22 protein-coding genes are annotated in these 22,861 nt (G+C 54.6%); 13 read left to right on the top strand and 9 right to left on the bottom strand.

Annotation, left to right across the window (positions count from 1 at the left end; genetic code table 11):
• Both Q0802_RS21065 and Q0802_RS21060 read left to right on the top strand, forming a co-directional pair.
• Positions 1-1,239, top strand: a complete 1,239-nt coding sequence (locus Q0802_RS21065; RefSeq protein ID WP_298921834.1) for an FAD-dependent oxidoreductase — start codon at positions 1-3, stop codon at positions 1,237-1,239.
• A gap of 25 nt (positions 1,240-1,264) precedes the next feature.
• Positions 1,265-2,002: an aspartate/glutamate racemase family protein gene (locus tag Q0802_RS21060; RefSeq protein WP_298921833.1), complete on the top strand. Its 738-nt coding sequence runs from the start codon at positions 1,265-1,267 to the stop codon at positions 2,000-2,002.
• Positions 2,003-2,071: 69 nt separating this feature from the next.
• Here the strand turns inward: Q0802_RS21060 and Q0802_RS21055 are convergent, their stop codons facing one another.
• The 5 genes from Q0802_RS21055 to Q0802_RS21035 all read right to left on the bottom strand — a co-directional run bounded on the left by Q0802_RS21055 (position 2,072) and on the right by Q0802_RS21035 (position 8,353).
• A complete protein-coding gene (locus Q0802_RS21055) occupies positions 2,072-4,111 on the bottom strand; it encodes a hypothetical protein (RefSeq protein WP_298921832.1) in 2,040 nt (679 codons plus the stop codon).
• Between the two features lie 377 nt (positions 4,112-4,488).
• Positions 4,489-5,664, bottom strand: a complete 1,176-nt coding sequence (gene nagA / locus Q0802_RS21050; protein ID WP_298921830.1) for an N-acetylglucosamine-6-phosphate deacetylase — start codon at positions 5,662-5,664, stop codon at positions 4,489-4,491.
• A complete protein-coding gene (locus Q0802_RS21045; protein ID WP_298921829.1) occupies positions 5,661-6,692 on the bottom strand; it encodes an SIS domain-containing protein in 1,032 nt (343 codons plus the stop codon). The genes nagA and Q0802_RS21045 overlap by 4 nt, the downstream gene beginning before the upstream one ends.
• A gap of 9 nt (positions 6,693-6,701) precedes the next feature.
• Entirely contained in the window at positions 6,702-7,460 is a 759-nt protein-coding gene (locus Q0802_RS21040) for a GntR family transcriptional regulator (RefSeq protein ID WP_298921828.1), read from the bottom strand.
• The gene (locus Q0802_RS21035) at positions 7,460-8,353 is read right to left on the bottom strand and encodes a BadF/BadG/BcrA/BcrD ATPase family protein (RefSeq protein ID WP_298921827.1); all 894 of its coding nucleotides are present in this window, start codon (positions 8,351-8,353) and stop codon (positions 7,460-7,462) included. Before Q0802_RS21035 ends, Q0802_RS21040 begins: the two co-directional genes overlap by 1 nt.
• 153 nt (positions 8,354-8,506) lie before the next feature.
• Here Q0802_RS21035 and Q0802_RS21030 point away from each other — a divergent pair, with 153 nt between their 5' ends.
• The 6 genes from Q0802_RS21030 to Q0802_RS21005 all read left to right on the top strand — a co-directional run bounded on the left by Q0802_RS21030 (position 8,507) and on the right by Q0802_RS21005 (position 14,660).
• Positions 8,507-9,430: an N-acetylmuramic acid 6-phosphate etherase gene (locus Q0802_RS21030; RefSeq protein ID WP_298921826.1), complete on the top strand. Its 924-nt coding sequence runs from the start codon at positions 8,507-8,509 to the stop codon at positions 9,428-9,430.
• The gene (locus tag Q0802_RS21025; protein WP_298921825.1) at positions 9,423-10,676 is read left to right on the top strand and encodes an ABC transporter substrate-binding protein; all 1,254 of its coding nucleotides are present in this window, start codon (positions 9,423-9,425) and stop codon (positions 10,674-10,676) included. Before Q0802_RS21030 ends, Q0802_RS21025 begins: the two co-directional genes overlap by 8 nt.
• Positions 10,677-10,862: 186 nt before the next feature.
• On the top strand, positions 10,863-11,789 hold the full coding sequence (locus Q0802_RS21020) for a sugar ABC transporter permease (protein WP_298921824.1): 927 nt from the start codon (positions 10,863-10,865) through the stop codon (positions 11,787-11,789).
• Positions 11,790-11,800: 11 nt separating this feature from the next.
• Positions 11,801-12,640 carry a carbohydrate ABC transporter permease gene (locus Q0802_RS21015; protein WP_298921823.1) on the top strand — a complete coding sequence of 280 codons (840 nt, stop codon included), beginning with the start codon at positions 11,801-11,803 and terminating at the stop codon, positions 12,638-12,640.
• Positions 12,637-13,662: a Gfo/Idh/MocA family oxidoreductase gene (locus Q0802_RS21010; RefSeq protein ID WP_298921822.1), complete on the top strand. Its 1,026-nt coding sequence runs from the start codon at positions 12,637-12,639 to the stop codon at positions 13,660-13,662. The genes Q0802_RS21015 and Q0802_RS21010 overlap by 4 nt, the downstream gene beginning before the upstream one ends.
• Complete coding sequence (locus tag Q0802_RS21005) at positions 13,659-14,660, top strand: ABC transporter ATP-binding protein (RefSeq protein ID WP_298921821.1); 1,002 nt, start codon at positions 13,659-13,661, stop codon at positions 14,658-14,660. The genes Q0802_RS21010 and Q0802_RS21005 overlap by 4 nt, the downstream gene beginning before the upstream one ends.
• A 76-nt stretch (positions 14,661-14,736) precedes the next feature.
• Here the strand turns inward: Q0802_RS21005 and fliP are convergent, their stop codons facing one another.
• From fliP to fliF, 4 genes are all read right to left on the bottom strand, one after another.
• Entirely contained in the window at positions 14,737-15,429 is a 693-nt protein-coding gene (fliP, locus tag Q0802_RS21000) for a flagellar type III secretion system pore protein FliP (protein WP_298921877.1), read from the bottom strand.
• A gap of 49 nt (positions 15,430-15,478) precedes the next feature.
• Positions 15,479-15,772 carry a FliM/FliN family flagellar motor C-terminal domain-containing protein gene (locus Q0802_RS20995; RefSeq protein ID WP_298921820.1) on the bottom strand — a complete coding sequence of 98 codons (294 nt, stop codon included), beginning with the start codon at positions 15,770-15,772 and terminating at the stop codon, positions 15,479-15,481.
• Complete coding sequence (locus tag Q0802_RS20990; RefSeq protein WP_298921819.1) at positions 15,765-16,283, bottom strand: ABC transporter ATP-binding protein; 519 nt, start codon at positions 16,281-16,283, stop codon at positions 15,765-15,767. The genes Q0802_RS20995 and Q0802_RS20990 overlap by 8 nt, the downstream gene beginning before the upstream one ends.
• Positions 16,284-16,363: 80 nt before the next feature.
• The gene (gene fliF / locus Q0802_RS20985; protein ID WP_298921818.1) at positions 16,364-17,986 is read right to left on the bottom strand and encodes a flagellar basal-body MS-ring/collar protein FliF; all 1,623 of its coding nucleotides are present in this window, start codon (positions 17,984-17,986) and stop codon (positions 16,364-16,366) included.
• A 122-nt stretch (positions 17,987-18,108) separates the two neighbouring features.
• Between fliF and Q0802_RS20980 the strand changes: the two genes are divergently transcribed.
• From Q0802_RS20980 to Q0802_RS20960, 5 genes are all read left to right on the top strand, one after another.
• Complete coding sequence (locus tag Q0802_RS20980) at positions 18,109-18,597, top strand: flagellar basal body-associated FliL family protein (protein WP_298921817.1); 489 nt, start codon at positions 18,109-18,111, stop codon at positions 18,595-18,597.
• A 10-nt stretch (positions 18,598-18,607) separates the two neighbouring features.
• Entirely contained in the window at positions 18,608-18,997 is a 390-nt protein-coding gene (locus Q0802_RS20975) for a hypothetical protein (RefSeq protein ID WP_298921816.1), read from the top strand.
• A gap of 44 nt (positions 18,998-19,041) precedes the next feature.
• Positions 19,042-19,599, top strand: a complete 558-nt coding sequence (locus Q0802_RS20970) for a hypothetical protein (RefSeq protein WP_366523346.1) — start codon at positions 19,042-19,044, stop codon at positions 19,597-19,599.
• 66 nt (positions 19,600-19,665) lie between these two features.
• Positions 19,666-20,535 (top strand): flagellar motor stator protein MotA, encoded by an 870-nt coding sequence (gene motA, locus Q0802_RS20965; RefSeq protein WP_298921814.1) that lies wholly within the window; start codon positions 19,666-19,668, stop codon positions 20,533-20,535.
• Positions 20,532-22,775, top strand: a complete 2,244-nt coding sequence (locus tag Q0802_RS20960) for a hypothetical protein (RefSeq protein WP_298921812.1) — start codon at positions 20,532-20,534, stop codon at positions 22,773-22,775. The genes motA and Q0802_RS20960 overlap by 4 nt, the downstream gene beginning before the upstream one ends.
• Positions 22,776-22,861: the final 86 nt, after the last annotated feature.

Below are 22,861 nucleotides of genomic sequence, written 5' to 3'. Positions count from 1 at the left end.
ATGGACCAGCCAATCACGATCATCGGGGCCGGAATCGTCGGCATTTGCTGCGCGTTGTCGTTGCAGGAGCGCGGCCAGCGCGTACGTCTGATCGACCGGGGCGCGCCGGGGCAAGAGGCATCCTTTGGCAATGCCGGTGTGATTTCTCCATGGTCAATTGTGCCGCAAGCGGTTCCGGGTATCTGGAGGGACATTCCCGGAATGCTGCTCAACCCATCCGGGCCGCTCACCGTACAACCGCGCGTTTGGGCAAAGATGATACCTTGGGGGTTGCGCTTTCTGAGCCACGCCAGTGAGAGGGCGACCCGTTCGACCGCTGACGCAATGGAAATCCTTTGCACGCCCTCGGTCACGTTGTTCCGTCGGCATCTGGAAGGGACGGGACACGAAAATCTGGTGGCAGACAGCTACTATGTGCATGCGTTTCGCGATGCTTCAAAGGCGCGTCTATCCGACCTCGGGTATGCCATACGGCGCGAGAAAGGGGCCGATATGGACCTGCTCGGGGCACAGGCGTTGCAGCAGTTGGAACCTGCCCTGTCGCCTGCATTCAAGGCGGCAATCATCATCAAGGGTCAGGCCCGCGCCCGATCACCGGGTCGCATCGCCCAGGTGTTGGCGGAAAAGGTCGCGGATCAGGGCGGAGAAATCCTTCGAACAGAGATCACCGCGATCACTCGCGCCGAAACCGGCGGTTGGCTCCTGCAAAGAGCCGGCGAAGATATCCCGGCGCGGCAGGTGATCCTTTCGGCAGGTGTCTGGAGTGCTGAGTTGTTGAAGCCACTTGGGCTATCTGTCCCTTTGCTGAGCGAACGCGGCTATCACGTTGAGTTCCCGAAAGCTGACCTAAGATTGCAGAATTCAATCATGGACGTGGATGCCAAGATTGTGGCCAGCGCCATGGAAGGGGGTATTCGGGTTGCCGGTTCGTCTGAATTTGCTGCGATAGATGCGCCGCCTAATCAGCGCAAGAAAACCCTATTGGCGCGTCAGGCCAAAGCCATGCTGCCTGATCTTGATGCCTCAGACATGCGTTTTTGGCTGGGGCGTCGCCCGTCCTTCCCAGACAGCCTGCCTGCTTTGGGAAAAATTGAGCAGGCGCCGGGCCTCTTTGCGGCTTTCGGCCATTCCCACTACGGGTTGATGATGGCGCCAAAAACCGGTGAGCTAGTGGCGGATATCGTCACGGATGTGGTCCCCAACCTCGATCTCGCTCCCTTCGATCCGCAGCGTTTTTAGCAACAACAAACTTCAGGAGTGACTTGTGACGATACATCCGGGTGGGCAGAATATCTGCGGGGCGACGATTGGCGTCCTGTGTCTTGAAAGCTATTTCCCAAAACCGCCGGGCCACATCAAGAACCCTTCCAGCCTGTCGTTCCCGGTTCTTTACGAGATGATCCAGGGTGTGACAGTTCCGGATTTGCTGAACAATCCCAGCTTGGATTTGCTGCAACCGTTCCTTGATGGCGCCAAGCGTTTGGAGCGCAATGGGGTGCGTGCGATCACCGGCAGTTGTGGATTTCTCGCGCTGTTCCAGAAAGAGCTTAGCGCAGCCGTTGATGTGCCGGTGTTCTCCTCCAGTCTGATCCAGGTTCCATTGGCCTTCCAGATGGCCGGCGGGTCGGCACCCGCCGGGATACTGACCGCAGATGCTAATGCCTTGACCCCCGATCATCTTAGGGCCGTCGGCGCCGAGCAGATCCCGGTGGTCGTTCAGGGACTGGAGGAAAGCGACGAATTTGCGGCGGTGATACTGCGAAATGAACGAACCTCAATGGATTTGGCCAAAGTGGAGCGAGAGGTTCTGGATGCCGCGCAAGCCCTGATCCGCAAATCGCCCAAGATGAAATCACTCGTGCTGGAATGCACGGATTTACCGCCCTATGCGGCGCGCATCCAAGAGACGCTCAAGCTGCCGGTTTTTGACCTCACAACGCTCGCGGAAATGGCTCACAACGTGGTCACAAGACACCGCTATACCGGGCTTATGCCCTGGTAACACAGGCACCGTGATGTCACGAACGCCCCGGTGGAACCGGGGCGCTCCTTGACTGTGGGTCGCCTGCAATCACCCAGGCTGGAAGCAGAACGCCAGCGGATAGGTTTCGCGCCGGACCGTTGTGCCGAAGGTATTGTTTGGCGCATTAAATCCTCCGACGATCGTCCGATCCCAGGCTGTGACTTCAACTGCATATCCGCATTCAATGGGAGGTTGCCCGCCCGTCGCTGCAATATGAGCCTGGGTGATGTTGAACTCAGACAAAAGCACGTTTGTCGCATTGCCCGGAACGGTTCCGCCCAGGCTGATTTCAGCACGATCCGAACCGTCGTTGTCAAACACGGCATCCAGCGGCTGAACGATGCCGCCACCGTCACGGTCATTTGGTGCAATGGGATGCCAGCCAACCGCGTTACCGCCTGCCCAACGCAGGGTGTAGCGCCAGAAATGCTGATCGCGCGCGCGCCCTAGCAGATCAAGAATGACATCGCTGGATCCAGCGGTGACGTCGCAATCGTTGACCTGAGCGTCAGATCCTGAAGCAACCGCAAGGTTCATCGACATGTCGCCGGTCAGTGGCATGTCTTTGCTGTTGGGCAGCTTGTAGTTGTTGTTGTCAATCCGGACAGTCTTAGGTGCAGAGACCGAGAAAGGTACGGCGCTGCCAACCTCTCGCATGACCAGCCGGAATCGCACCGTCACCGGTGGACTGCCTGCTTCGACAGTGGTCGCAACCGTATTGGAATTCCAAACCGCAAGGCTTGCGTCTTCCCCACATTCGTCAAAACGCCTGTAGTCCGCCAGATTGAACCACCCGTTGCTGTCAGGCTGATATAGCTGGCGAGGGTTGGTGACGGAGGGCACGCAATCAATGATCACAGAAGGGTTGCCGTCAAGTTGGCGTCGCCAGTTTGTTGGCACCGCAAGTGTGTTGGGGTCGCCAATTGCTGGAAAGCCGGAACCATCATCAATTTCAACACGAAACTCATACTGCGGCAGGATCGGGCACTCCAACCACGTGGGCATGGCACCCTGAATGCGCAAAGACCCGCCAAAAGGCCGATCGCTCAGGCCAGGTGTCTGCGCCAGGCCGCCGCTGATGTTGGTGATGTCGATGTTGCTGATTCGTGTGATTGAGGGGGCGCCACAAGCGATTTCCCCGGCTGTCTGATGTAGCGCATCGAGGCCCAGATCAAACGTCGCAGGAAGCAGGGATTTCAACAGAACTTCATTGCGGAACCGCAAGGTAGGCCCGGGTTGCAGCGCATCACCATCCGTCAAGATGCCATCGGCCCGCATATCGATTTCCGTCGACATCAACTCGGTTGGTCCGCCGGTCTGAGGATCGACACCAAACGTGTAGGCATCCAGTCCGAAATCAACCCCCTTGGACGGAATGCCCGCAGGTAGCGAGGGAAGAAGCGTCTGATTGGACCGGAAGATCGTGCCGCTCAATACCGATAGCAAATCACCATCTATGAAGCGCGGGCTCTTCACTGTTGGCGCCGTACCCTCGGTCGAGAAGAGTATGTCGATCTCAAAAGCACTCAGCAGTTCGAGAATTATCTCCGGTTGCTGCACAATCTCACGACGCGGAACGCCGTCCAGCTTTGCGATGAATTCACGCCACCCCTCCGGACGCCCCAACAGGCTCACTGCATCAAGTCCAATGTCGTGACGCAAATCAAATCGCTGCGTCAGGGCTGAATTGGGAATAACCAATCCAGTTGTAAAAATCAGATCACCTGCGCCAAACTGACCATTGGGATCGTCCAGTTCGGTTGAAAAGGCGATCACCTCCCGGTTACGATCGACGGCGGCCACCGCATCCAGCCCAAAATCCACACGCGGGATATCGAACCGCTCCAGAAGCTCTCTGTTTCGACGGCAGATCGTTGTTGTCCCGCCGTTAAATGCCAGAAGGTCACCATCCGAAACAATGGGGTTGCCATCGGGACCTTCAGATTGCTGCATGGTGAAGTCTTCAGAGGTCGAGAGCAACAAACCCTCGCACCCCGCGCTTTGCGCATGCGCAGTTGGTGCGGCAGCGATAGAAAACGTCAGGCAAACCAATATCGTTGGCGCAATACGCCTTGAAAATATATTCATGACAAAGTCTCCGAGCGAAATAAGTTTTTTGAAATAGAGACAGAATTCTACCACAGATTGCGCGATTTTTCAATTCGTCGACGATTCCCGCGCCATCTGTTGACAGCACGAGAGTACCCTCGGCCACTGGACTGATGTCGGTCCCGGCGGGACTAATTCTCGAACATCCGGTTGATCGTTTTACCTTTTTCCTGGCTCTGCATCTGGCCGGAAAACATAGATCGCTTGGCATTTTGACCAGTCAGAAAGTCGATCGCAAGTTTGGCTCTCGGGGCAAAAATTCACGTCAACCCCCAAGCAATTGGGCACATCAGGCCACAAAGGATTCTGGCGTGCCGCGCCATTATCGAGCACACTGAGTCGTGAGGGATTTTCAGTTATGGGGCAAAAGCGATATCGTTCGCGTCTTCCGTGACACGGTGAAGCCACTCCGGCTCGAGGCGGCCCTTGCCGAAATACAGCACTGAACTCAGCTTGCCCGACAGGCTACCCAGCCCTTGAGTGTCCCGAAGAATTTCTGCCGGGAGCGAGGTAGCACGGGCGAGCGCGCGCCGCATTTCTTCCCCAACGTCCTCAGTGAGGATAGAGATAGCCCGCGCCATCTCCAAATCGGCCCCCGCCAACGTCCCATCCGCGAGCGTCAACCGACCGTCTTTCCGGAAAACCCTGCGGCCATTGATCGTAAAACCACTGATCGCTGAACCGGCTGTCGCCATGGCATCGGTAACCAGAAAAATCCGATCAGACACGGCCTTTGCAGCAAGGGCATTCCGCATCGTCGTTGGGTGGACATGGATGCCATCAGCAATAAGACCGGCATAAACGTCGTCGCGGGCAAGCGTTGCCCCCACAAGACCGGGTTCGCGATTCCCCATCTGGCTCATCGCGTTGAAAAGGTGGGTGACGCATTTAACGCCCGCATCAAAGGCGGTCGTACAGGTATCGTGATCCGCATCCGTGTGTCCCAGCGAAAGTATTACCCCCGCATCTGTCAGTTTTTCCATCTGCGCCACGGTTGTGTTTTCGGGCGCAACGGTGACCATCACATTCGGTACTTGCTCCGCCGTTTCAATCAGCAGCCGCAAGTCTTGATCTTCCATGGGGCGGATAAGATCGGGGTCATGCGCGCCTTTTCGGCGTACCGACAGATGCGGCCCTTCCAGATGGATGCCCGCAATCCCCGGGACCCCTTCCGCGATGGCCTGTTTGACGGCCCTGATGGCCGCTTTCGTGCGTTCTGGCGTGTCAGTGATCAGCGTTGGGAGCAAGGCTGCGGTCCCGATGCCGGCATGGGCTTTCGCAATCGTCCTGAGCGCATCAACGGACTGGTCATCATTGAACATGACCCCGCCCCCGCCATTGACCTGTAAATCGACAAACCCCGGCGCGATCATGCCACCATCGAGCTTTTGCAGCTTGCACCCGGGCGGCAACGCATAATGCGGGCACAACGATGTGGCCCCTTGCTTGTCTACAACAAGGGCATGATTTTCATGCAGGCTATGACCGTCATGAATCTGTGCACCAACATATGCCTTGACGACATCGTTCATACCGTTTCAGTCACTTTCTTGAGGTGGCGCGGGGCGTCAGGGTTGATCCCGCGAGAAGCTGCAACCCGCTCGACCATCGCATAGAAACTGGCGATCAACGCAATTGGGTCGGTTAGCGGGTGATCGGTGCGCACGGTCTGCAGCTGCGTTGCCTGCGCGACCTTTCCACTTGTCGCGAACACCTTGGCACCTTTTAAGGCCATTTCATCTGCCACGGTGGCCAAGGCCTGTTCCGCCTCATCCCGGGCTGCCAGTGCAACAACCGGAAAGCCACCGTCTACGATTGAAACCGGGCCATGCAGGACTTCCGCGGAAGAGTAGGACTCCGCATGAAGTTGGCAGGTTTCTTTGAACTTCAACGCGGCTTCATTTGAGACCGCATATGCAGGTCCTCGACCGAGGCAGAATATGGAATTCCGATTACCAATTGCTGCTCGGGCTTCTGGCCAGTCGATCTGCACGGCTTGCTGGAGCTTCGAAGGCAAATTTTGAATGGATCGACGCAAGGCGTCATCCTCTGCCCATTCCGCTAACAACCAAATACCCACGACAGCCGAATTTACGAAGGTTTTTGTGGCCGCCACACTCAGCTCAGGCCCCGCGTGCAGGTTCAAGGTATGATCGGCAACCTGCGCCAAGGGGCTGGCTGGATCATTGGTCATAGCAATAGACAACGCGCCACCAGACCGGGCCATGCGCGCCATTTCAACGATATCAGGGCTCTTCCCGGATTGAGACACTGACAGGCAAGCACTGCCTTCCAGATTCAGTCTTTTGCCGTAGATCGAAGCAATTGAAGGCCCAATGGAAGCAATGGGTGTTCCCAAAAGGAGTTCGGATGCATATTTGAGATAGGTCGCCACATGGTCCGAAGAGCCACGCGCCACACTCACCAAATAAGCAGGGTTCTGAGACCGAAGCGCATCGGATGCACGCGCGATCTCGTCACGACCGTTTTTCAGCAGCCGCTCAACGGCAACGGGGATTTCCAGAACTTCCCGCCGCATTTGCGTTTGAGGATTTGTCATTGTGCAGACCTATTCTTTAGCAAGGCGAAGCTCAGCCACAAAATTGTAGGTGTCTCCGCGGTAGATCGATTGGGTGAATTCGACGACACGACCGTCGGCGAGATAGGAAGTACGCTCGATTCGCAGCCCTGCTTCACCAGGGGACACCTCGAGCAGGTTGGCGTTATCTTCAGCAAGATTTATCGCGGAAATCTTCTGCAACGCTCGGATCGGACGCAACCCCGCCTTCTCAAGAACTTCATACAGTGAAGTCTCGACAATCAGTGGGTTTGGCAGCATTTCCGTCGATAGCGAGGCCCGTTCAATTGCCATGGGCTTATTATCAGCGGTACGCAGGCGCGCAATACGGGACACGGATGCATCAGCAGTGAGCGCCAGCGCCAGTACCTCATCCGGTGACGGCATGAAGACACCGCGTTCCAGCCAGATGCTGGTGGATGCCATCCCGCGCCGGGACATGTCTTCGCTGAAAGATGTCAACCGCGACAAGGATTGTTCAAATTTGGGCGTGTCAGAGGCAACAAAGGAGCCCGACCCCTGCTTTTGAACGATAACCCCGTCCTCTGCGAGCGCCTGAATGGCTTTTCGGACGGTGACGCGGGACAGATTCGTAATGGCGGCAAGTTCACGCTCAGGAGGCAAGGAACTGCCGGCTTTCAGAATGCCCTGGTCAACCCCCTCGCTGAGCCGTTGGCGCAGTTGAAGGTAGCGGGGTCCGCCGTCTGATTGCAGCCACCCATTGGGCGACAGAAATTCCGGGATGCTCATCATGCGTCCTCCTGCAACGAGGTTGCCGCCGCTCGTGCCAAGGAAAATGCACCGTCTAATGCGGTGCCTTTTGAGGCGACACGCCCCGTCAGGCATTCATCGGGGAGATACGCGGCGTAATGGGGGCCGACGCCACCAGAAAGACACATCCTGTCTCCAGGCCGGAAGCCCAGCGCATCCAAACAACGGGTGAGATAATCCGCTCCTTTGCGCATAATGGCGCTCCCCCAAGGGTCGCCGTTGTTCGCCGCAGAAACGATCATCGGCGCAAGCGCGCCATAATCTCCGGGTTTGGCCGACATGCTAAATGCCACAATCGCATTGGGGTCGTCTTCAAACCGGGCAAACAATGTTCGGGTCAACTCGGTATGTTCAGCCAGACCGTCATGACAAAGAAGCGTTTGCTCCAGTGATGCCCGACCGAGCCACGCGCCTGATCCTTGGTCGGCGACGTGAAACCCCCAACCACCAATGTAACTGAACGTGCCGGATCGGTTTGCGGCAGAGATTGTTCCTGTTCCGACAGATAGCAGGTACCCGTCTTCGCCCCCCAATGCCCCGTTTACCGCAGTCGGTCGGTCATCTGTAACGAGAGATTTCTCAAATGGCAGCGCCATCGCGATTCGCTGAGCATCTTTCTGCGTCATCACACCGGCCAGACCAAGGTGGGCCACGGCATTCTTCAGTGCAGATTTCGGAATACCAGCTTTTTTTGCCGCAGCGTTCACTGCGATGAGAATATTTCTTATTGCCATATCTGGGTCTGTCGCCGCATTCGCCCTGCCGCCCTGCGCTTGCGCAAGGACGCCGTCAGCAAGCGTACCAACAGCGGTTCGGCACCCCGTACCGCCGCCATCTACGCCAACAAGGAATGTATGGGCTGAATGAGACATGCAATACCTTTATAATACCTATTTCTGAAATAAAAGACCTTTTTACCTAAATATGCCAATATTGGTTATGTTTTCATAATATTTTTCGAAGGTGTTAAAAAATGGTAGACAAAAGGTATTTAAAAGGTATTAGATTGCAGAGAGGAGATTCGAATGCCGCTGCCAACAACAGAATGCCTGCCTGATCATGAAGTCGTGGACGCGCTTCCTGCGCTTAAGGCCGCGGATGCCCTGCTTGATGGCCAAGTAGCGGCATTGTCGGCTGTACGCGCAGCGACACAAGACATATTGCAGGCGGCCGAGGCGATGGCCGAAGCGGTCCGGTCCGACAAAAGAATTACATATGCCGCTGCCGGGAGCTCCGGACTGATGGCGCTAGCCGATGCCTGCGAGTTGCCGGGTACATTTGGCGTATCAACAAAATCTGTAAGTATTCACATGGCGGGTGGGATACCGGCTGATGGCAATATGCCCGGACACACCGAAGATGATGACGGTGCCGCCGATGTTATTGCCGAGACGCTTCGCGATGGCGATGTGGTCATTGTGCTCAGCGCCAGCGGCACAACGCCCTATGCTCTCGCGGTGGCCGAGGCCGCGCGACACAAGGGCGCCAAGGTGATTGCGATCGCAAACAACCAGGGCTCAAAGCTGCTTGATCTCGCGCATATTCCGATTTGCCTGGCCACACCGCCAGAGGTCATCGCTGGATCTACGCGCCTCGGAGCGGGGACAGCGCAAAAGGTTGCGCTCAACATGATGTCATCGCTCATGGGAATCCGACTCGGCCACGTCTATCAGGGGCAGATGGTCAATGTCGTTGCCGATAACGCGAAATTAGAAAACCGCTCAGCCGGAATGGTGATGAACATTGCAAATGTGAACCGAGAGGCTGCGCAGTCAGCCCTGAAAGCGGTCCAAGGGAATACCAAGCTGGCAATTCTGATTGCTGCGGGGTGCTCGCCTGAAAAGGCGGAGGATATGTTGAATGCTCACGACGGGCATTTGGCGGAATGTATGAATATCCTGAATTCAAACCAAGACAAGACTGTCAAAAAGGGAGAAAACCATGACTAAATCAACACTGATCGGTGCCATGCTGGCAACAACAGTGCTCGCGGGGGCTGCTGCTGCGGAAGATGTGACGCTGACCATTGAGAGCTGGCGCAACGATGACCTGGCCATCTGGCAGGATAAGATCATTCCGGCATTCGAGGCCGCGCACCCCGGGATCAAATTGAACTTCACACCCTCCGCGCCTGCGGAATACAACGCCGTGCTGAACTCGAAACTGGATGCGGGATCGGCAGGCGACATTATCACATGCCGTCCTTTCGATGCATCATTGGCTCTGTTTGAAGCGGGTCACCTTGCGGACATCAGCGGCCTCGAGGGCATGGCCAGCTTCTCGCCGGTGGCAAAATCGGGTTGGAGCACTGACGATGCGTCAATCCAGTACTGTGTGCCCATGGCCTCGGTGATCCACGGATTTATCTACAACAAGGATGCCTTTGCTGAACTGGGCATCGAGGAGCCCAAGACCGAAGCTGAGTTCTTTGCGGCACTCGACAAGATCAAAGAGGACGGCACTTACATCCCGATGGCGATGGGCACCAATGACCAGTGGGAAGCCGCGACGATGGGATACAACAACATCGGGCCGAATTATTGGAAAGGCGAAGAAGGGCGCCTGGCATTGCTGGCCGGAGATCAGAAACTGACGGATGAGGCCTGGGTTGCTCCTTACCGCCAGCTTGCAAAATGGGGTAACTATCTGGGCGATGGCTACGAGGCACAAACCTACCCGGACAGCCAGAACATCTTCACGCTGGGCCGCGCCGCTGTCTATCCGACAGGGTCGTGGGAGATCTCCGGCTTCAACGGCTTGGCGGATTTTGAGATGGGCGCATTCTACCCACCTGTCCAAAATGCCGGCGACACTTGCTATATCTCCGACCACACCGACATCGGGATCGGCATGAACGCCGCAACACCCAACCCCGAAGCGGCCAAGACGTTCCTCAACTGGGTGGGTTCGTCAGAATTTGCCACGATCTTTGCCAATGCGCTGCCGGGGTTCTTTCCGCTGTCTGATGCACCTGTCACGTTGGAAGATCCCTTGGCACAGGAATTTATTTCCTGGCGAGCCGAATGTGAAAGCACCATCCGGTCCACCTATCAGGTCCTGTCGCGTGGCACGCCAAACCTTGAGAACGAGACATGGAACGCCTCCGTGGCTGTGATCAAAGGTGAGGAGAGCCCGGAAGATGCGGGCAAGCGCCTGCAAGAAGGTCTTTCCAGCTGGTACGACCCGCAGAAATAACATCCGATAAAACGACCACTGCTCCGGGACTTCCTCCTCCCTTGGTCCCGGGGCAGCAAATGGAGACCATCCGGCTCCAAATAATGACCACCTTTGAATCACCCGCTTGCCCGGTCTGTTGAAGCTGAGACTTCAACGGTCTCGGCAAGCGCATACCGAAACTGCGTCGCAAAATAGGAACCGCTCATGTCTGATCCGCATTCAAAGCCAAAGTTCAGATGGCATATCGTCGTGTTTCTGGCGCCTGCTGTGCTGGTCTACACGGCGGTGATGATTTACCCGCTGTTCAATACCCTGCGCCTGTCGCTTTTCACCGAAGTGGATCAAGCCCGCGTCTACGTCGGCTTGCAGAACTTCAGGACGCTTTTTGGTGATACCGTATGGTCCACCCAATTCTGGAACGCCTTGGGCAATAATTTCTGGTTTTTTGTCATTCACATGCTGGTGCAGAACCCCATAGGGATCGCGCTTGCAGCCATCCTCAGCCATCCAAAGCTGCGTTTCGCAAGCTTCTACCGTTCCGCTATTTTCATCCCGACCATCCTGAGCTTTGTGATCGTCGGCTTCGCCTGGAAGCTGATCCTGTCACCCATCTGGGGCATCGCACCCGGCATGCTGGATGCGGTCGGGCTGAAATCGCTCTACGCCCCCTGGTTGGGCAAGGAAGCCTACGCGCTGACAACTTTGTCGCTGGTCTCCGTCTGGCAGTTTGTGGGCATTCCGATGATGCTGATCTACGCGGCGCTGCTGTCCATTCCCGAAGAAATCCTCGAAGCTGCCGAAGTTGAGGGGATCACCGGTCTGGCGGCTTTCTGGAAGATCAAACTGCCGCTGATCCTGCCTTCGATCGGCATCATCTCGATCCTGACGTTTGTAGCCAACTTCAACGCGTTTGACCTGATTTATGCAGCGCAAGGAGCATTGGCGGGCCCGGATTTCAGCACTGATATCCTCGGCACCTTCATGTACCGCACGTTCTTCGGGTTCCAGCTGCAACTTGGCGACCCCCACATGGGCTCGACCATTGCGTCCGCCATGTTTGCCATCATCCTGGTCGGTGTGTGCCTGTACCTCTTCGGTATCCAGTCGCGCATGCGTCGCTATCAGTTCTGAGGAGAACGGACATGAACGCCGCACGCAAGAACCCTTTCAACACCTACGCCGCCCATGGCGCGTTGATCCTCTACACGCTGATTGCTCTGTTTCCGGTCTTTGTGATCGTGATCAACAGCTTCAAGACCCGCAAGGCGATTTTTCGCGAACCTCTGGCCCTGCCAAACAGCGACAGTTTTTCGTTGATCGGTTACGAGACCGTTCTGAAACAGGGGGATTTCTTCCTCTACTTCCAGAACTCGATGATTGTCACCGTGGGATCGCTTTTTTTCATCCTGCTCTTTGGCGCCATGGCCGCCTTTGCGTTGGCAGAGTATCGCTTCAAGGGCAACCTGATCATGGGCCTTTATCTGGCGCTGGGAATCATGATCCCGATCCGCATCGGCACCGTCGCCATTCTCGAAATGATGGTGCAGACCGGGTTGGTCAACACGCTCTGGGCGCTGATCCTTGTCTACACCGCCCAAGGATTGCCGCTTGCCGTCTTTATCCTGTCGGAATTCATGCGTCAGGTCAGCGATGATCTCAAAAATGCAGGCCGCATCGACGGGCTTAGCGAATACCGCATCTTTTTCCGTCTGGTTCTGCCGCTGGTGCGCCCGGCGATGGCAACTGTAGCCGTGTTCAACATGATCCCGATCTGGAACGATCTGTGGTTCCCGCTGATCCTGGCCCCGGCCGAAGAGGTCAAAACGCTGACGCTCGGCAGCCAGGTGTTCATTGGTCAGTTCGTAACTGACTGGAATGCGGTTCTGTCGGCCCTGTCTCTGGCGATCCTGCCGGTCATGGCGCTCTATGTCATCTTTTCCCGCCAGTTGATCCGGGGCATCACATCGGGAGCGGTGAAATGAGAGTTGTTGTCGCAGGTCTTGGGAATATGGGGCGCAGCCACGCGCTGGCCTATCACAATCACCCCGAGGCGCAGATTGTCGGGCTGGTCAATCGTTCAGATGTTGCGCTGCCCGAACCGCTGCAGGGATACTCCCGCTTCACCCAATTTGAAGAAGGGCTGGCGCAAAATCCCGATCTGGTCTGCATCGCAACCTATTCGGACAGCCATGCCGATTACGCCATCGCGGCCATGGAAGCGGGCGCGGATGTTTTCATCGAAAAACCTCTGGCCACGACGGTTGCAGATGCCGAACGCGTTGTTGCTACGGCCAAACGCCTGAACCGCAAACTTGTGGTTGGGTATATCCTCCGTCATCACCCCAGTTGGCAACGGTTGATTAGCGAGGCCCGCGCATTGGGTGGGCCATATGTCTTTCGAATGAACCTCAACCAGCAATCGGACGGACCAACCTGGGAAACCCATAAAGCGCTGATGCAAGCCACCTCTCCGCTGGTGGATTGCGGTGTGCATTATGTCGATGTGATGTGCCAGATCACCGATGCCAAACCGCTCCGCGTCAGCGGCATGGGGCTGCGCCTGTCGGATGAAATTGCGCCTGACATGTATAATTACGGGCAGCTACAGGTCTGGTTCGACGATGGGTCGCTGGGCTGGTACGAGGCCGGTTGGGGACCGATGATGTCGGAAACCGCCTTTTTCGTGAAGGATGTGGTGTCGCCCAACGGTTCCGTGTCCATCACCGATGGCAACAAGGGCGCCTCAGACGACATCGACGGACACACCTCTGTCGGCGGCCTGCTGGTGCACCGTCCCGAAGGCGACAGTCTGATAGACCTGCCAGACGAGCCCGGCCATCAGGCGCTTTGCGATGCCGAGCAGGCATTTATGCTCGATGCCATAAGCAAAAACACCGACCTCACGCGTCACATGAACGACGCCCTGCAATCCCTGCGCATCTGTATTGCCGCCGATGAAAGCATCCGGCGTGGCGCACCAGTCGATTTAGGAGATCTGAAATGACCGCTCTGACCCTCACGAATGTCCATAAATCCTTTGGGGAGATTGAGGTTCTCAAGGACATCAACCTCACCGTTGAAGATGGTGAGTTCGTGGTGTTTGTCGGCCCGTCGGGGTGTGGCAAATCAACCTTGCTGCGCGTTATCGCGGGGCTTGAGGATGCCTCCAGCGGTACCGTCAACATTGGCGGCGATGTGGTCAACGCAGTGCCACCCGCCAAACGCGGAATTGCGATGGTCTTCCAGTCCTACGCGCTTTATCCGCACCTCAGCGTCCGCGACAACATGGCCCTGGGGTTGCGGCAGGAAAAGCAGCCCAAATCCGTCATTGAGGAACGGGTGGAGAAGGCCGTGGAGATGCTCGATCTCGCGGCATACGTGGACCGCCGCCCGTCTGATCTGTCAGGTGGCCAACGACAGCGGGTTGCGATTGGACGGGCCATTGTGCGAGACCCCAAGCTCTTTCTATTCGACGAACCGCTGTCGAACCTTGATGCCGCATTGCGGATGAATACACGGATCGAGATCGCTGAGTTGCATCGTACACTCAGCGCGTCGATGATCTATGTTACCCATGATCAGACCGAAGCGATGACGCTTGCCGACAAAATCGTGGTGTTGCGGGATGGCCGGGTTGAACAGGTCGGAAGCCCGATGGAGCTTTACAACAATCCGGCAAACCAGTTCGTTGCGGGATTTTTGGGATCACCATCGATGAACTTCCTACAAAAAGCTCCGCTGGCGATCCCGGTAAACGGAACGCTTGGTATCCGGCCAGAGCATTTACGTATCGTGCCAAAGGGGCGGATCAAAGGCGCCGTCACCCATGTCGAGCGTTTGGGTGGTGATACCAATCTTCTGGTCGCAACGGACGAAAAAGAAGCGCTGACCGTGCGCCTCTTCGGTCAGAACGGCACGAACGTCGGTGAGAAGATCGAACTGGATTTCGATGATCACGCAGCATTTGTTTTTGACGCGGAAATGCAAAGAGCAGCGCTGTAGATAATCTGGAGATCAAGTCGCCTGTGAACGGATGCGATTTGGTGCCAGCTTCTTAGGTTGGTCCGTTGCGTTTAGTTCAAAAGTAGCTGCGCACTAAGCTACTTGCGATCAATCCCCAGCCGTCGGCGATAACAAAAAATGCCAGTTTAAACGGAAGCGACACAATTACCGGGGGCACCATCATCATGCCCATCGACATCAACACGGCCGCAACAACCAGGTCGATTATCAAAAAGGGCAGGAATATCAAAAACCCAATCTGAAATGCGCGGGATACTTCCGACAATAGGAAACTTGGCACCAAAACTGAAAGAGGCGCATCCGGGGTTGGCGAGGTACCAATTGTATCTGGACGAAGCTCTGCCATGGCAAAATAGGTTTCAGGGTCCAACCGACTGGCCATAAATACGCGAAATGGTGCCAGCACGCGCTGAAATGCGACCTCAATTTCTATTTCCTCATTGTTCAATGGAACAATACCATCTGTCCATGCTGCAACGAAAACCGGTTCCATCACGAAATAGGTCAGGAACAGAGCCAGGCTGACGATAAGCATATTTGGCGGGGATTGTTGCAGTCCAATTGCCTGGCGCAGAATTGAAAGAACGGTCACGATGAAGGGAAAGCAGGTCACCATTATTGCGAGCCCAGGCGCAAGACTCAAGACCGTTATAAGCGCGAATAGCTGGATCGTGCGCGCGCTTAGCGAACCATCCTCTCCCAGAGAAATGGATAGTTCCTGCGCGTTCGCCTCCCACGGAAATACTATGAGGACGAGGAGAACAGCTGCAAGTTGCCAGCGATGCCAGAACAAAAAATTACATACCTGCTTGAAGGTCAACGACTTCAGTCAATCTGACAATCAACTGACCATTCTGATCACCTTCCTGTTCTTCAAGGAGGCCCCGTGCGATCAGCCTGTCGCCAACATAAAGCTCGACGGGATCTTCAACTGATCTATCGAGCGCAAGTACGGCGTTTTCTCCAAGTGCGACAAGCTCTCTTATGAGCGGCCGAGCCTTCCCGACACACACGCTGACCTCAATCGGGACAGAGGTAAAAGGATTTGAAGAATCCAAGGCCGAACTCCGGGAAACACTAGCTTCATCCATCTTTATTCTCCTGCTCAGCTTCATGGAAAAACGCGGTCATCGCTTCTGAAATACCCGAAACAACCGCATCAAGGTCTACACTCTGCTCGGCGGACCCAATGCGGACAAAAGCCTGCCCTTCACCCAGCGTGGCTTCTGAAATCAACTCGAATGGGGCAGAAATCTTTCCCTGCGCCAACTCCCGAACGGTTTCGACGTTGGCGGGCGCGACCACGATCTCTACAGGCTGCTCGGCATTTTCTTTGATCATCTGGCATGTCTGCTCGATGATGTGGGCGCCAAGTGCATTTTTCACAACTTCTGGCAGCAGCTTGTCGATGATCTCTGCCATTATCGGCTCGATTGAAACTGTAAGCTTTGAAAGCGCCTCTTGGTATGTGAAGGTCATGTCCTGGAGGTTTTGACCAAAATCCGCACTGATCTTGGCGACGGTATCTGATTGCGCCTTTACGGCATCATCCCACCCAGCCTGATATCCTTTTTCAAAGGCGGCAAGCTTTTCATCTTCCAAACCTTCAATGCTGACGTCACCCGACGCCTCCTTATCAGCCTTCGAACCACCAAGATTGCGGTATCTGTGTGATAGGGACATCAGACACTCTCCTCTTTATCTTCCAACCAGCTCCGCAGAATTTCGACGGTTTCTTCCTGCCGTTCGCCGATCATTGCGCGAAGGCGATCTACCGGATCCTCCGAAAGCCCACCCCCCATTGGTAATTCTGGCAGCTCACCACCTTCGCCCCCAAACCCGGAAATGATCGGCAACTCAGGCAAATCGAAATCCTCGGATGTAACTTCTCCGGTTAACCCTGCTTCGTCTGATGATGCGTCAGTGCCTGCTGGCAACGCCGGCACATTTGAACTCGCCGGTTCAGCTGGCTTCATCAAAAGCGGTCGCACAACAAATAGACCCAATATTAGTGTAACCAGCGCCAACACCGCCATCTGAATGGTCGACATCAAATCGATGTGGAACCCATCCAAAAGAGACGTTCCCGCTTCTGTCCCGACGGGCGGCACATTTTGGAGTGCCATCGATTTAATGGTGATGATATCCCCTCTGGATTCATCAAACCCGACAGCTGAGGCAACCAAATCTTTGAGCGCATTCAACTCACTCTCTTCGCGTGGAGCAAACGTTTGGGACCCATCATCGCCCGCTATCGTCGCTTCATTTACCAAAACCGCGACGGTCAGCCTCTTGATTGCACCCGGAACGCGAACGATTTCCCGCTCAGTTTCAGAAACTTCGTAGTTGACGCGTTCGCGGGACTCACTGTTTTGGGAGGATGAGTTTTCACCACCAGCACCTTCTTCATCAGGTAGGTTCGAAGCGACCGTTACGTTTCCGCCCCCCGCTTCATTGGAGGTATTGCTCCGCTCCTCAGTGTCTGTGCTGATCGCAACACGGCTTTCAGGATCAAATGTCCTCTCCCGAATGGCTTCGCTTTCGGTCACAGTGTCGACGCTGACTTCGACAACTGCATTGCCAAAACCTACGCGCGCCTCCAGCAGGCGTTGAACCTTGTCTCGCAACAATTGGGCTTTGTCATCGCCACCATTGGCAGGAACGACATCTTCCGCCGTACCAACAAGTGTCCCATTTGCGTCGATAACAGCAACGTCTTCTGAAGCCAGGCCTGCGACCGCAGAGGACACAAGGAAGCGAATAGCCTTCGCTTGCTGAGCGGTAATTGTGGCTCCAGTGGATGTCACGGCAACGGACGCCTTGGGTGTCACACCTCGTTGAAAGGGATTTGATCCGGTGCTGGCAATATGGACGCGCGCCATCCCGATATGAGGGCTCGAAACGATGGTTCTTGCGAGCTCCCCTTCCTTTGCGCGCCAATAGGCCGCGTCAAACATTTGTGACGTTGTGCCAAATCCGGAAAGCGTGTCGAGAAGTTCATAACCACTGCTGGAATTGGCAGGAAGACCTTCACTTGCCAGCGTCATACGCAACTGGTCACGTTGCTGCGCATCGACGAAAATTGATCCCCCGCGGACCTCGAATTCAGCGCCACGCTGTTCCAATGCGCGAACAACGTCTCCTGCCGCACCGTTCTCCAACCCTGCATACAAAAGTGTCATGGTCGGCGCTGATGCCATTCTCGACATTGCCAGGATCGCGAAGAACATTGCGCCAGTTGCCACGACAACAATTATTTGACGGCGTATATTCATCCCCGTCCAGGCATTTAGTAGTTGCTGCACATTCGCCTCCGTCAAGCCAAACGTTCTGTTTAGCGATGACAACAGCAATGAACGATCTGGCTTAACAATCGGTTAGTGCAATCGCGTCTATAACGATTTTCGTAACCGCAAACGGAAATAATATGGCAGATGCGACGGCCGACGAACCGGCAACTGAAACAAAATCATCGAAAATGCCTTTGATTATTGGGCTCGTTCTGCTTCTGGCAGGCGGCGGTGGCGGGTTTTTCGCCACATGGTCTGGCATGATCCTTAGCGGCGAATCGGTGGATGAACATGCGGAAGAGGCGAAAGAACCGGATGCCCTTCCGGAAGTCGCCTTTGTAACGATCGATCCTATCACGATATCGCTTCCCAGTCGCAGCGTACAACAACATTTAAGGTTCAGGGCATCGCTTGAGGTACCAAGCGAACATGTCGACGATGTTGAAGCCATCTTGCCCCGTGTCGTCGATGTATTGAACAGCTACCTACGCGCACTTGAGTTAAAGGACCTCGAAAACCCTTCCTCACTGACGCGACTGAGGGCGCAAATGCTGCGCCGCGTTCAAGTAGTTGCCGGACCAGACCGCGTAAACGACGTACTGATCATGGAATTCGTGTTGAATTAAGGAGGGTGAAATGGACCTAATTGCAGACATTTTGTTGGCAGCAGGCGCTATTGGCGCCGGAATTTATTGTTTCGTCCTCGGGCGACGCCTCAACCGTTTCAACGACCTTGAAAAAGGTGTTGGCGGTGCGGTGGCGGTGCTTTCGGCGCAGGTCGATGATTTAACCAAGACCCTATCTGCGGCTCAGGCCACTGCCTCGACGTCAGCTCAAACGCTTACCGATCTTACCCAAAGAGCAGAAGAGATGTCGCGTCAGCTAGAGCTTCAAATGGCGTCCTTGCATGATATCCCAACCGCTGGCCAAACAAGTGCGCCGATCGCACCCAGCGAAGCCCCATCGCAGCAATCAAGCAATGAACCGATGTTTGTTCGGCATCGAGGAGCGGAGGCACATCAGTGATGATTAATTTGTCTTTCGGCGGCCGAAACGGTCGCGGGTCAATTTTGCTCATCGCCGGTCTTTTAATCGCGTCTGCTGCTCTTCGGGTCAGTTCGGGAGCGGGCCAAGCGATCGCTACCGAAAATCCCATGGCACCAGCTGAGGAAATGGCTGAGACCAAAAACAATACGCCGTCTCTGACCAAAGCGGAAAAAGCCGACATGTCCAATATGCTCAGAGCATTTCAGGAACGCGAACAGCGCATCAGTGAGCGCGAAATTCAAATCGATATGAGAATGAAAGCTCTAGCGGTTGCAGATGAAGAAATCGAACGCCGCCTGACCGTTTTGCAAGATGCCGAAGAGACATTGAAGGGTTTGTTAGCGCTTGCGAATACAGCCGCTGAAGACGACTTGGCGCGGCTGACGTCCGTTTACGAGAACATGAAGCCCAAAGATGCGGCACCGCTTTTCGAAGAAATGGAACCTGCATTTGCAGCCGGGTTTCTCGGTCGCATGAGGCCTGATGCCGCCGCCGGAATCATGGCGGGGCTTTCGCCGCAAGCCGCCTACTCGATCAGTGTGATTTTAGCCGGTCGCAATGCCGATGTTCCAAAAGGTTAGGTCTTGCTGAGGCTTTCTTAACCTCCATTTGCGATGGTGCAACAGTACTCTGGACTGGGGAATGACATGATTGGAATCATCGGCATTATCACCATTTTTGTCATGGTGTTCGGCGGCTACCTAGCCGCTGGCGGCAAAATGGGCATTATTTTTAAAGCATTGCCCTTCGAGCTCACGATGATTGGTGGCGCGGCGATTGGTGCTTTTCTGATCAGCAACGACATGTCCGCCATCAAGCAAACGGCTCGTGACATGGGAAGAGTGTTCAAGGGACCCAAATGGGCACACGAAGACTATCGCGACCTTTTGTGCTTGCTGTTTGAACTCATTCGCCTTGCGCGTCAGAATCCAGTCGCAATCGAAGAGCATATTGAGGCACCCGATGATTCATCGATTTTTTCCAAGTATCCAAAAATCTTGAAGGACCGCGAGGCAATCGCATTGATTTGTGACACAATGCGATCCGCTTCGATGAACTATGACGATCCGCACCAGGTCGAAGAAGTTCTTGAAAAGCGAATGGAAGCCAACATGCATCACGCGATGCATTCAAGCCATGCCTTGCAAACAGTGGCAGACGGATTGCCCGCGCTAGGTATCGTTGCGGCCGTCTTGGGCATCATCAAAACGATGGCATCGATCGATCAACCACCGGAAGTCTTGGGAAAGCTGATCGGCGGGGCGCTAGTAGGTACATTTCTTGGTGTATTTTTAGCTTATGGTTTGGTCGGGCCATTTGCCGCAAAAGTGAAAACAGTAACGGAAGACGATGGTCATTTCTATCAATTGATCCGTGAAGTCCTCGTCGCCAATCTTCATGCACATGCAACTAATATCTGCATCGAAGTTGGTCGCCAAAACACTCCTTCACACTGTCGTCCCAGCTTCTCCGAACTGGAGGAAGCGCTGAAGTCTGTAAAACAGGGTGCCGCATGAAGATACTGTTGGCCAGCTTGTTGGTTGGTACCGCAACTGTAGCAGTAGCCGAACCAATTGTCGTCCGCTCTGGAGATCATGAAGGATTTACGCGTCTTGTAATGCAACTTCCACAATCGGTCGACTGGCAGCTGGAAGGTGCAGCAGGTCAACAATCGATATTGTTTTCGGGACATTCCGACGGCTTCGACACAAGCCAAGCATTCGATGTAATCTCCCGGGACTTCCTGACGGAAATAAGGGCCTCTCCTTCACGACTGGATTTAGAACTTTCCTGCCTGTGCGAGCTGAATACATTCATTGACCAAGGGGATTTTCTGGTCATCGATATTCTGGACGGGCCCGCACTTCCGGAAGAACTCCCTTCCGCTACACCCCGTCGTGTTCAAGCGATACCCAGAACTGCGTTCAATTTTGGAGACTTGCTGTGGTCCGCTCCGGAGTCGAATGTAGGAGCTCAAAACAGCTCGGAAATTGATACGATTACACCTCGACTTTCAAGTTCGCCGCCTACAAATGACGAAGACAAACGGCAGCAAGCTCTGATCGAGGAAACCCGAAGCCAGCTTTTGGTTGGAGTAAGTAATGCGGCATCGCGAGGCATTCTGCAGCCCGCGACCCCAAATTTGGGAGACCTCGTCAGAAATAGCGATGAACAAGAGGTCATTTTTGATTCATCGGAACAGATAACAGAAGCGGCAACGCCGAGTCCGGGGAATATGAGAGTTACCAACAGCCGTGATGTTCCTGAGAGCGATTCCGATATCGATTTAATGACTTCAGGAGCAACCTGTGGGGATCCTAAAAAACTAGCAATTTCAGATTGGGGAAATGACGAAGCATTTTACCTACAAATCGCAGCTCAACGTACGGCGCTCTATAACGAACTTGACAAGCTTAACACTGATCAAGCTCTTCAACTTGCTCGATTGTACCTTTACTTTGGCTTCGGCGTTGAAGCCAAACAAGTTCTCCGACTGGCCGAAGGTTTAGAAGCCGACTACCCAGAGTTACTCGACCTCGCCGATATAATGGAGTTTGGCCATGCTAGAAATCCCCGCTTCGCTCACCGATACCTCGACTGCGATTCCGATCTGGCGCTTTGGGCCTTGATGGCAGCAAAAGATGTGCCCGTAGATCAGATACTGAACGAAAAGGCAGCACTTCGTGCACTCTCAAAGCTCCCGTTCCACCTCAGGGCGTTTCTCGCTCCTATCGTGAGTAAAAGACTGACGCGTTACGGCGACTTAGAAGCTGCATCGATTGCATTGAGAAGTGTGCAATTGGGTAGTGCGGCGCCCACAAAACAATCCGAGTTAGCAAAGGCTAAAATTGAAACTGAACTTGGAAACAATGCTACAGCAAACGAACTCTTAGAGGGCGTCATCCGATCCAATACTCAAGAGACACCTGAGGCGCTGATCGAGTTGGTCAATAGCTCAGTGGAGGAAGATAGCCCAATATCGGCAGATGTAGCTTTGCTAATAGAATCGTTTAATTTCGAACTTCGCGATAGCGACATTGGGACGGAACTGCTTCGAGCTCACACGATTGCGTCAGCGAAATCAGGCCAATTCGAAAAGGCATTCCTCGCCATGCAGAGTCCGGAAATAGTCGCTGACAATCAGTTGATTGCGGAACTTCAGTCCCACGTTTTTCATGAGTTGGCGCGCTCTAGCGATGACATTATCTTTTTGGAGAACCTGTTTTCTCGATTCCCGCCGCAGCCTCAAGAGCTTGATCCAAAAACAATAGTGGCGACGGCTTCCAGGCTACATGACCTTGGGTTCTTTCGGGAAGCTGAGCGCGTTTTAGCAAACGGGATTTCGGACAATCACAATCCTGAGACTTCGCTGCTGCTAGCGCAAATTCAGTTAGCCCTTGGTCACCCAAATGATGCCCTCGTTTCGCTCGGAGATATCACTGGGCAGGACGCGAACAGAATCCGAGCGGAAGCATATTTGTCGCTTGGGGACAGTCGTACTGCAGCCACGCTGTTTCTTTCAGCAAATGACTTAGAATCCGCATCGCGTTCAACTTGGCTATCCGATGATTGGGTTGATCTTGCGCCGACACACGCTCCAGAGTTATCTGAAGTTGGCGCTCTGGCTAACGAAACGGTCGCTGAGATTCCAAGTGGCAACAGAATGCTGGCTGTTACTGGAACAGCTTTGAAGCAAAGTGCCTTAGCACGTGGAACTTTGGCAAATTTGTTAAATGAGTTTTCTGTCGCGAATTAAATGATTTTGGAAAATTAGCTGATTCATCTGTCAGTTACTAAAAATAAACTTTGAATAGCTACCCTAAATGAAATCCGCAGAATGCG

It is taken from the genome of uncultured Roseobacter sp., from assembly GCF_947495275.1.
Classification (GTDB): Bacteria; Pseudomonadota; Alphaproteobacteria; order Rhodobacterales; family Rhodobacteraceae; genus Roseobacter.
This window is presented reverse-complemented; position numbering and strand designations above follow the sequence as displayed.